Below are 10,341 nucleotides of genomic sequence, written 5' to 3' on the forward strand. Positions count from 1 at the left end.
TATATTTGCCCCTTGTTATGGGTATATTATACATCGTACCGACTCCAGTTGGGAATATGGAGGACATGACTTTCCGAGCCATCCGTATTCTGAAAGAAGTGGATCTGGTGCTGGCAGAAGATACTCGCACATCGAGCAAACTGCTGAAGCATTACGAGATTCACAACCAACTGATGTCGCACCACAAGTTTAACGAACACGGAACGTCGGCCTCGGTCGTAGCCCGATTGCAGGCAGGCGAGAACGTAGCACTGATAAGCGATGCAGGCACACCAGGCATTAGCGACCCGGGATTCTTCCTGGTACGCGAGGCCGTGCGCGCAGGCATCGAAGTACAATGTTTGCCAGGTGCCACAGCCTTTGTGCCCGCCCTGGTGGCCAGCGGATTGCCTTGCGACCGCTTTGCCTTCGAGGGATTCCTGCCGCAGAAGAAGGGGCGCCAAACCAAGATAGAATCGCTGAAGGGCGAGCAGCGCACCATGATATTCTACGAGAGTCCCTACCGCGTGGTAAAAACGCTGCAGCAGTTTGCCGAGGCCTACGGTGGCGATCGCCAGGTAAGCGTGTGCCGCGAGATATCCAAGATACACGAGGAGAGTGTACGTGGCTCGCTGGAAGAGGTGATAGCCCATTTCAAGGAGCACGAGCCCAAGGGTGAGATTGTGATCATCCTGGCTGGAAACGATCATAAAGAACAATCAAATAAACAAAAGTAATTATGAAAAAGTTATTTATCTTCGCCCTGTGCCTTACCGCACTGGCAAGTTGTAATGAGGGCGCCAAGAAAACGGAGAACGCAGCCCGCGCCGAGCGCGACTCGCTGAACCAGGTGATTGCCCAGAAGGATGACGAGATTAACGACATGATGACTACCTTAATCGACATTGAGGACGGATTCCGTGAGATTACCGACGCTCAGAACCGTGTTACCCTGGCCAAGCAGGGCGAGGGTACCAACAGCAAGCAGCGTATAGCCGAGAACTTCCAGTACATCCAGTCGATGATGCAGCAGAACAAGGATCTGATTGCCAAGTTGCAGCAGCAGGCCCGCGAGAGCTCGATCAAGGGCGACAAGCTGAAGAAGATCATCGCCAGCCTGCAGGAGCAGATGGAGAAGAAGGACTTGCAGATTGCCGAGATGCAGGCACAGCTTGACCTGAAGGACATCCACATCAACGAGCTTAACAACGAGATCAACACCATGCAGGACGACGCTCGCGCCATGAAGAGCGAGAACGACGCTCAGGCTCAGAAACTGCAGGAGCAGGACAAGCAGCTTAACACTGCCTGGTTTGTTTACGGTACTAAGGACGAGCTGAAGAAGCAGCAGATTCTGACCAAGGACGGTTTGTTCAGCAAGAGCAAGATTCTGCAGGGCAACTTCAACCGCGAGTACTTCACCAAGATTGATATCCGCGTGGATCGCGACATCAAGCTGTACAGCAAGGATGCCAAGGTACTCACCTCGCACCCCGCCAGCTCTTACCGCTTAACCGCCGATGCCAACAAGCAGCTCATCCTGCGCATCAACGATCCAATCGCTTTCTGGAGCACCAGCAAATATCTGGTAATCCAGGTTAAGTAAGAAAACTAACTGTAGCACTGTAGCGCTGTAGCGCACGCGCACGCGCACGTGTATATACAATGTATACAAGGTGGATATTTATACAGTATCCACCTTTTTTGTTGCCTTAAAACTCACAAACCAAGTAAGGGTTTAAGCCATTAAAAAACACATTTCGAAAGCAAATGTTGCGTTTTACTTACAAAGTGTAATTAAAAAGCATTTTTATACTTTTACATTGACATAAATCAAGTCACCAAGAATAAAAATGCAAAATATTGCCCAAAAGTGTGATTTTTTTATAATTTTATTTGTTTTTTAGACTTATATACTATAATTTTGCACTCTATCTAAAGTAATATTACAAACGTATAATTAAACAAAGAGAGTGAATTTATGAAAAAAAGTCTAACAATGTTGATGGTCAGTCTTTTCCTGTGTGTAGGAACAGCGCTGGCACAGACTAAAGTTACTGGTACAGTGCTCTCACAAGAGGACGGACAGCCCATCATCGGTGCTGCCGTTAAGGTAGATGGCACCAGTACTGGTATGTTGACAGATGTAAACGGTAAGTTCTCACTGACTCTGCCTGAGGGCAAGAAGAGCCTCACGATTTCGTATCTGGGCTACGAGGCCAAGACAGTAATTGCGAAGAACGGTATGCGAGTTTTCCTGAAGTCGGATGCTACAGCTCTTGAAGAGGTAGTAGTAACCGCCATGGGTATTAAGCGTTCGGCCAAGGCGCTGGGTTACTCAGCCACCTCGCTTGATGGTGAAGAGATTGCCGAGGTTCGTACCAACGATATCATGTCGGGTTTGGCAGGTAAGGTAGCCGGTGTGCAGATTTCAACCACATCGAGCGACCCAGGTGCTTCAAACTCGGTTATCATCCGTGGTGTAAGCTCGCTGAATGGTAGCAACCAACCATTGTATGTTATCGATGGTGTGCCCATGACCAACAGCTCTGTTTACAGTAGCGACGGTCTTAACAATGGTTACGACTTTGGTAACGGTGCCAATGCTGTTAACCCCGACGACGTTGAGAACATGACCATTCTGAAGGGTGCTGCTGCTACTGCTCTGTATGGTAGCCGCGCTGCCAACGGTGTAATCCTGATTACCACCAAGAGCGGTAAGAAGCAGAATGGTGTAGGTGTAGAGTACAACGGCGGTTTGCAGTGGGAGAGCGTACTTCGCTTGCCACAGAGCCAGAACGACTTCGGTATGGGTTGGTATGGTAACAAGACCGACGACGAGAACGGTTCGTGGGGACCTAAGTTTGATGGTTCTACCCTGCGCTACGGTTCAATCTACGATTACTCACAGAAGATGAAGTCGTATGTTGCCATCAAGGACAACATGAAGGACTTCTTCGATACCGGTATGCGTTACAACAACAGCGTATCGTTCAGCAACGCTACCGATGCTACTACATACTATGTAAGCTTGTCGCAGATTCACGATGATGGTATCATCCCAACAAGCGCCGACAGCTATACAAAGTACACATTCTCGGCTAATGGTAGCCAGAAGGTTAAGAACGTTACCATCAGCACAGCCCTGAACTATGCTTACCAGAAGAACAGCTTCGTATCGACCGGTCAGGGTGGTAGCTCAATGTACAACGCTATCATGCAGACTCCTCGCGATATCAGTATTGCTGAGATGAAGGATCTGAGCGACCCATTCAATACCCCAGGTTACTACTATACACCTTACGGTATTACTAACCCTTACTGGATTCTGAATAACTACGAGAACAAGCAGGAGAGCGAGCGTTTCTACGGCAAACTGCAGTTGGATTACGAGTTCTTGAACTACTTCAAGGCTACATACCGCTTCGGTCTCGATACTCAGACCCGCCACCACAACCAGGGCGAGCCTAACTTGGAGAGCATGTTTAAGGACACCTACAATGCCGATGCTTCGACCATCGCAGGTGCTACCGGTGCTGTAACACAGCAGACAACACGCCAGCGCGAAATCAACCAGGACTTCTTCGTAACATTCGATATGCCTGTTAGCGATTTCAACATCAACGCTGTAGCTGGTTTCAACGGCAACGAGCGTAGCTCAAGCTACCTGTACGGCCACGTTGAGAACCTGACTATTCCTACATTCTTCGACCTGAGCAACTCTTCAGAGCGTCCTGAAGTAGCTCAGTACTCACAGAAGCGCCGCCTCTACGGTATCTACGGACAGGCCGAGTTGGCTTGGAAGAACATGGCCTACCTGACTGTTACTGCACGTAACGACTGGTCGTCAACCCTGCCTAAGGAGAACCGCTCGTTCTTCTATCCTGGTGTAACTGCCAGCTTCCTGTTCTCTGAGCTGTTCAAGGAGGATATGAAGAAGATTATCAACTTTGGTAAGGTTCGTGCCGCTTGGGGTAAGACTGGTAACGACGCCAGCGTATATATGACTCAGAGCGTTTACGCTCAGGCCTCTTCTAGCTCATCTGGTTGGGCATCAAGCGCATTCCCATTCTCTAAGACTGGTACCAACGCTTACACAGCTGGTAACACACTGGGTAGCTTGAACCTGAGCCCTGAGATGACCACTGAGTTTGAGCTCGGTTTGAACATGGGCTTCCTGCAGAACCGCATTGTAGTTGACTTCTCTTACTACGATCGTAAGTCAGACAAGCAGATATTCTCTCTGAACATGGATCCTGCTTCTGGTTACACCGCTATGAACACCAACCTTGGTAAGATTGGTAACAAGGGTATCGAGGCTTTGATTACTCTGGTTCCTGTTCGCACTAAGGACTTTGAGTGGGCTATCACTTGGAACTACACCAAGAATAAGAATAAGGTTATTTCACTGCCTGAGGAACTGGGTGGCGAGGTTAACATCTACGGCTTCAGCGGCGGTACAGGTCTGTACGCTATCGAGGGCGAGGAGATGGGTATCTTCAAGTGCTACCGTACCAAGACCGACGGCGAGGGCCACATCGTAGTTAACAACAAGGGTATCCCCTTGCAGACCGATGATATCGAGAAGGTTGGTTCGATGAACTATAAGTACCAGATGGGTATCGGCAACACATTCCGCTACAAGGGTGTAAGCCTGGGTATCGACTTTGATATCCGTAAGGGTGGTTTGCTGTTCTCTCGTACTGCTGATATCTCTTACTTCACTGGTAACGCTATGCAGACAGCTTACAACGATCGTAACCCATTCATCATTCCTAACTCTGTACAGAGCGACGGTAACGGCGGTTACGTTGAGAACACCACTCCTCTGGATCCAACCCAGATCTACAACTTCTGGAACAACGGTGGATTCCTGAGCGACGAGTCGTTCCTGCTTGACAAGAGCTATGTTAAGCTGCGTTCGGTTGTACTGTCATGGGAGCTTCCTAAGAAGTGGCTCAGCGGCACTCCATTGCAGGGTGTTAAGGTGTCGTTCTTCGGTAACAACCTGTTCCTCTGGACACCATCAAGCAATACGTTTATCGATCCTGAGCTCACATCGTTCGGTAACGACCTGTCGGGTAACTTCGGTGAGTACTCGGCTAACCCAAGCTCACGTAAGTTCGGTTTCAACGTTAATGTTAAATTCTAAAAAGAAAGGAAATACAGTATGAAAAAGATATATTTAGTAGCCGCTGCGGGTCTGATGATGCTTTCCAGCTGTGAAATGGACATCAACGAGAACCCGAACTATCCGTCGAACGGCGACGTAACGGCCGACCTGGTGTTTCCTGCCATCGAGAACTCTATCGCCACTGCTGTAGGCGACCAGATGTTCAATTACGCAGGTTTCTTTGCACAGTACTGGGATCAGATGCCTACAGCCAACCAGTACAACGACCTGGCCGAGCTGCACATTGATGAGGGTAGCGACCTGTTTAACCGTTGCTATTCTAACCTCTATGCACAGGCTTTGCAGGATGTAGAGGATGTGCTGGGTAAGACCACCAATACAAGTGATATTTTTGCCGCTAAGGTACTGCGCGCTCAAGCTTTCCAGTACCTGGTAGATAACATCGACCAGTGCCCTTACACCGAGGCTCTGCAGGGTAGCGCCAACGCCATGCCTGCTTGGGACGAGGGTAAGACTGTTTACACAGGCGTTCTGGCTGAGCTCGACGAGGCCGAGGCTGCACTCAAGGGCGAGAGCATGAGCGTTACCGATCCCCTGCTGGATAAGAACGTAAACCAGTGGAAGGGTTATGCCAACGCACTGCGCCTGCGCATGTACCTCCGACTGATCGACGGTGGTTCATCAGAGTATCAGAGCAAGGCTCAGGCTTTGGTTGCTGCTGGCAACTTCTTCACAGGCGATGTAGCTTGGGATGTTTATTCAGATGCAGTAGGTCAGCGTAACCCATGGGGTGCCATCTTCTACGAGGGAACCCTGGCTGGTACCAAGAACCTTTGCGCTGCTTATCCTATCGTAACCTACTATCAGGCCACTCAGGACCCACGTATTGCTTACGTTCTGGAGAAGAGCGCTAAGTACAACGACTACGTAGGTCAGCTGCCTGGCTGTAAGACCGAGATGGGAACCTGGACTGGCCTGGGATCTAAGTACAACGACGACTACGTAAGTAACATCAACCGCGCTCCTGCAAAGGCTATGCCTATCTACCTGTTCACACAGAGCGAGCTGCAGTTCCTGATTGCCGAGGTTGAGGCACGTTTCAACAACAACGACGCTGCAGCCAAGGCTGCTTACGACGCTGCTGTTAAGGCCGACTTCGCATCACGTGGTATCGATGGTGCCGACGCTTTCCTGGCTGCCAGCAAGACCAGCTGGAGCGCACAGGCTAACCAGGCCGACAAGCTGAAGCTGCTGTACATGCAGAAGTGGGTTGCATTCTTCTATCGTAACCACATGGAGGCATGGTCAGAGGCTCGTCGTACCGACGTTCCTCAGCTGTCTGCCCAGAGTGCCAAGAGCATTTACGACAACTCTACCGTTTACACAGCCGGCGATTTCGTAAATCCTGGTGTAAACTTCATCGAGGGTGGCGGCCTTGCCAAGCGCGTGCCTTACCCCAGCAATGCTCGCCGTTACAACAAGAACACACCTGCTGTTAAGCTGCTTAGCGACCGCGTGTTCTGGGATGTAAAATAAGTATGTGATGAGTTATAAACATTGAATTAAAAGACAATTAGAATATGAAAAAGATATTTTTAAGCCTCATGCTCGGAATGTCGCTGTTCAGCCTTACATCGTGTAACGACAGCAAGGACGAACTTACCGACTCACGACTGACATACTATGTGAAGCTGGATATGCAGGGCGACGCCTTTGTACAGGTGCCCATCGGCAGTACTTACACCGATGCCGGCTGCACAGCTACCATGAACGGCGAGGATGCTACATCACGCATCATTACCACCGGTCTTGATGCCATCGACACCAACACCGCCGGTCTCTACACCGTAACTTATTCGGCTGTAAACAACGACGGTTTCCCCGCTTCGGTATCACGCACCGTTGCCGTTTGCGACCCTACCATCACTACCGATATCAGCGGCACATGGACGGTTCAGGCAGGTTCGCACCGCTTGTATAACGGCACCAAGACTCCTTATGCCGATTACACCGTAAAAATCCGCAAGGATGCTCCCGGTATCTTCTATGTGAGCGACTTCCTTGCAGGTTGGTACGACCAGCGCGCAGGCTACGGTTCGAGCTATGCTTGTAAGGGCTATGTGCAGTTACTGGCCGACGGCAAACTAGTATGCCTGGAGAGCTTTGTACCCGGATGGGCTGATTCTTTGGAGGATTTCGAGGGTAGCTACGACGAGGCCACTGGCACTATCGAATGGGATGCTACCTACACCGACTATCCTTTCGTGTTCCACGCAATTTTAAAACAATAAGCAGTTAAAGTTATGAAGAAATATATTTCAATGATGGCCATGGCACTGTTGCTCGCAATGAGCTTCACTGCCTGTGAGGTAGAGACCGACGAGAAGCCCGGTGGTGTGAACATCGAGAAAATGTGCGGTTACTGGGATGTTACGTGGTATGCTGTTGATGCCAATGGCGAAGTACTCGACGAGTGGGCAGAAGGCACCATCTTTACCTACAACACTGCCGACAACTCAACCACAAAGATGTGGATTGACGATCAGGACACTTACTGGGCATTCCAGTTCCAGTGCGATATCGACTACGCTGCTAAGACCTTTACCGCCAGCGAGCGCGACTACGATGCTGCTGGTAGCGGTAAGGCAGTGCTTACAAACGGTAAGATTCTCGAGGGTGCTGGTAAGAACCTGCACGGTGCACCAACAGATAGTATCGCCTTCGAAATCTCGTTCGACGACGACAACTATCCTGGCAAGTATGGTTTCGACCATTACCTGGTAACTGGTATCAAGCACTCAGGATTCACAGAGTAGATCAATCTCTCTTTTTAATAATTGTCCCCCCGCAAAACCATGTGAATGGCCCGCGGGGGGATTTCTTTTTTCTAACTGTAGCACTGTAGCGGTGTAGCAAAAGTGTTGCGCACAGACAACATAATTTTATAAAAAGTGTTGCGCGCAAGCAACATTTTTATCAAAAAGTGTTGGTTGTATGCAACATTTTTATTATTTTTGCCGACGACTGGGATATGCCCGATGGTGCAAAACTCCCACTCTGGATGCTAGGTTTCTTATATTAATGATAATACAAAAAATCCCCCCACTTATGGTTCAGCGGGGGGATTTCTTTTCTACATGCCCATGCAGCTGGTGGCGCCCAGGGCCGTTACTATCGCCGTTGCGATACTTGCAATCATCTGTACGATGAACTTCAGGGTTTCTTTCTTACTCATAATGCTTTTAATAGTCAATGGTTAATAATTTGGCACGGATTAACACGGCTTTATAAATAAAGGCACGGCTTTTGTCGATGAAAAAAGAGCTGTGTTTCTCTAAAGAGAGCCGTGTAATCCGTGCCTAAACTCAATCTCCGATTGGCTCGTGACTGCCGCCACCCTGGTTGCCGCCGGTGTTCTGACCGTTGCCACCGGTGTTACCGTTGTCGGTGGTGTTGCCGCTCTCAGGGTCCTCGATGTCGCCGCTGTCGCCACTGGTTACGCGCTTCAGTACGGTGCCGTCCTCGTCCAGACAGGTAATCTGGATGCTGGTGTTCTTCAGCTCGTCCTTCACATCCACCGATGGGGTAAACACAATGCGACGGGTGGTAATCAGTCCGGTCTTCACGTCATCAAGCTTCTCAACGGCCTTGGCGCGCACGCCGAATCGCATGGTTCCCAGTCCGGGCACGGGTACCGAATGGCCCTCGGTGGCCCAGGTACGGATAACGGCGCCTGCTGCCTCCCATGCAGCCTTGATAACACCTGCGCTAATGCCCGAGTGGGTGGCTGCCTCGGTAAACACCTTCTTCTCGGCGATGGCGCTGTACAGGTCGGGGCGCATCACGAAACGCTTGGCCCCAGGGTTCTTGCCGATCTTAAGCTCTCGGCGCTGTGCAATAACTTTGATACTCATAGGTTTAGTAAAATTAAAAAATTAAAGAATTAAAAAATGTAATAATTATAGGATTGTAAACAATTTTTAAATTTTATCATTTTTACATTTTTACATTGTTATGAGTTCGGGTTCGGGCGGGTATTAATCCTGCAGGGTGCTACGATTAAAGGTAACAATTGTTACTATTAATCTTCGCAAATCTGGGGATTAATGTCGCCCTCAAGCCTCCCTCATTTTTAACGTTACAAAGGTACAACTTTTTCATTGCGGTTCACGAATAGCGAACCTACTTTTTTTGCGAAAATCACTGCGCGCGCGCCGCCATCCGCTGTCCGCTACGCGCTACAGCGCTACAGTTGTTTTCCATCCCATCGCACACCATTATTTACTTCTATATTTATATATATAAATATAGACACTACCGCTACCATCCTCCACCCCCGCAGTTCCAACTGTAGCACTGCAACGCGTAGCAAAAATAAGCACGATTTCTCGCATAAACATTTGGCGGTTTGAAATATTTGTGAAGGTAAAAAGTTAAAATAGTTTTAATTTGTACAGAAAACAAAGAAAACATTTGTTTTGTGTACGAAATATAACTATATTTGCACCATTCAAGCACTAATTGTATATAGATGACACCGTTTGAGAACATAGGCAATATCCCCTTTGATGTTAATGTGCTAAGTGCGTTTTTCCCGAACCATAAGCATATTAACGAAAAAGCGCGCGCGCTCGAAAAGAATGGTCAGATTATACGCTTAAAGAAGGGTATGTACGTGGCCAGCAAGATGGAAACCGGTAAGGAACTGTCGAAGGAACTGATAGCCAATCACATTTACGGACCATCGTATGTGGGTTGCGAATATGCCATGCGCTATTATGGGTTGATACCAGAACGTGTGTATCAGGTAACATCAGTTACCACCAAGCACTCCAGAGATTTTGAGAACGCTGTAGGCCGTTTCAGTTATCAGAACTGCTCGCCAGAATACTTCGCTGTTGGCGTTAGAATAGAGCAGGCAGATGGTGTTAGTTTCTTGATAGCTACCCCCGAGAAGGCTCTTTGCGATGTGATTAACTTTAGCAAGTGTCTGAATCTACGTTTCATGAAGGATGTAGAGAGTTATCTTGAGGAAGACATTCGTTTTGACACTGACGCACTTGAGAACTTTGATATCGAACTTCTTGAACGATGTGCAATAGCAAGCCGCAAGCAATCGAGTATAAACACGTTAATAAAGTATATAAAGCATGTCAGACATCTTTGAACAAATGATAGCGCAGCACACTATCGCAGGCGATAACGATAGGAAGAATGCACTCTACGAG

General features: G+C 48.8%; 9 protein-coding genes. 7 read left to right on the plus strand and 2 right to left on the minus strand.

Annotated elements, in window-relative coordinates; translation table 11 throughout:
• Nucleotides 1-17: 17 nt before the first annotated feature.
• The 6 genes from rsmI to BLR73_RS06105 all read left to right on the plus strand — a co-directional run bounded on the left by rsmI (nt 18) and on the right by BLR73_RS06105 (nt 7,929).
• A complete protein-coding gene (rsmI, locus tag BLR73_RS06080; protein ID WP_013065482.1) occupies nt 18-716 on the plus strand; it encodes a 16S rRNA (cytidine(1402)-2'-O)-methyltransferase in 699 nt (232 codons plus the stop codon).
• Between the two features lie 2 nt (nt 717-718).
• Complete coding sequence (locus BLR73_RS06085; RefSeq protein ID WP_013064364.1) at nt 719-1,585, plus strand: Cbp1 family collagen-binding glycoprotein adhesin; 867 nt, start codon at nt 719-721, stop codon at nt 1,583-1,585.
• A gap of 375 nt (nt 1,586-1,960) precedes the next feature.
• Nucleotides 1,961-5,131, plus strand: a complete 3,171-nt coding sequence (locus BLR73_RS06090) for a SusC/RagA family TonB-linked outer membrane protein (protein WP_091860000.1) — start codon at nt 1,961-1,963, stop codon at nt 5,129-5,131.
• Nucleotides 5,132-5,149: 18 nt separating this feature from the next.
• Nucleotides 5,150-6,649 carry a SusD/RagB family nutrient-binding outer membrane lipoprotein gene (locus BLR73_RS06095; protein WP_091860004.1) on the plus strand — a complete coding sequence of 500 codons (1,500 nt, stop codon included), beginning with the start codon at nt 5,150-5,152 and terminating at the stop codon, nt 6,647-6,649.
• A 44-nt stretch (nt 6,650-6,693) separates the two neighbouring features.
• Nucleotides 6,694-7,404, plus strand: a complete 711-nt coding sequence (locus tag BLR73_RS06100) for a BT_2262 family domain-containing protein (protein WP_091860007.1) — start codon at nt 6,694-6,696, stop codon at nt 7,402-7,404.
• Between the two features lie 12 nt (nt 7,405-7,416).
• The gene (locus BLR73_RS06105) at nt 7,417-7,929 is read left to right on the plus strand and encodes a lipid-binding protein (RefSeq protein WP_091860010.1); all 513 of its coding nucleotides are present in this window, start codon (nt 7,417-7,419) and stop codon (nt 7,927-7,929) included.
• Nucleotides 7,930-8,246: 317 nt separating this feature from the next.
• Here the strand turns inward: BLR73_RS06105 and BLR73_RS14340 are convergent, their stop codons facing one another.
• Together BLR73_RS14340 and BLR73_RS06110 are read right to left on the minus strand one after the other, a co-directional pair.
• Entirely contained in the window at nt 8,247-8,348 is a 102-nt protein-coding gene (locus BLR73_RS14340; RefSeq protein ID WP_155949436.1) for a smalltalk protein, read from the minus strand.
• A 130-nt stretch (nt 8,349-8,478) separates the two neighbouring features.
• Nucleotides 8,479-9,027 (minus strand): HU family DNA-binding protein, encoded by a 549-nt coding sequence (locus BLR73_RS06110; protein WP_073047291.1) that lies wholly within the window; start codon nt 9,025-9,027, stop codon nt 8,479-8,481.
• A gap of 617 nt (nt 9,028-9,644) precedes the next feature.
• On the opposite strand from BLR73_RS06110, the gene BLR73_RS06115 reads away from it, so the two are divergent.
• Entirely contained in the window at nt 9,645-10,280 is a 636-nt protein-coding gene (locus BLR73_RS06115; protein WP_091860012.1) for a type IV toxin-antitoxin system AbiEi family antitoxin domain-containing protein, read from the plus strand.
• Nucleotides 10,281-10,341 lie beyond the last annotated feature (61 nt).

It is taken from the genome of Prevotella sp. khp1, from assembly GCF_900102205.1.
Classification (GTDB): domain Bacteria; phylum Bacteroidota; class Bacteroidia; order Bacteroidales; family Bacteroidaceae; genus Prevotella; species Prevotella ruminicola.

Excerpts from the sequence above, each read along its gene's own strand:
- rsmI (WP_013065482.1), top strand. The coding sequence starts at position 18 with ATGGGTATATTATACATCGTACCGACTCCAGTTGGGAATATGGAGGAC.
- BLR73_RS06085 (WP_013064364.1), top strand. The coding sequence starts at position 719 with ATGAAAAAGTTATTTATCTTCGCCCTGTGCCTTACCGCACTGGCAAGT.
- BLR73_RS06090 (WP_091860000.1), top strand. The coding sequence starts at position 1,961 with ATGAAAAAAAGTCTAACAATGTTGATGGTCAGTCTTTTCCTGTGTGTA.
- BLR73_RS06095 (WP_091860004.1), top strand. The coding sequence starts at position 5,150 with ATGAAAAAGATATATTTAGTAGCCGCTGCGGGTCTGATGATGCTTTCC.
- BLR73_RS06100 (WP_091860007.1), top strand. The coding sequence starts at position 6,694 with ATGAAAAAGATATTTTTAAGCCTCATGCTCGGAATGTCGCTGTTCAGC.
- BLR73_RS06105 (WP_091860010.1), top strand. The coding sequence starts at position 7,417 with ATGAAGAAATATATTTCAATGATGGCCATGGCACTGTTGCTCGCAATG.
- BLR73_RS14340 (WP_155949436.1), bottom strand. The coding sequence starts at position 8,348 with ATGAGTAAGAAAGAAACCCTGAAGTTCATCGTACAGATGATTGCAAGT.
- BLR73_RS06110 (WP_073047291.1), bottom strand. The coding sequence starts at position 9,027 with ATGAGTATCAAAGTTATTGCACAGCGCCGAGAGCTTAAGATCGGCAAG.
- BLR73_RS06115 (WP_091860012.1), top strand. The coding sequence starts at position 9,645 with ATGACACCGTTTGAGAACATAGGCAATATCCCCTTTGATGTTAATGTG.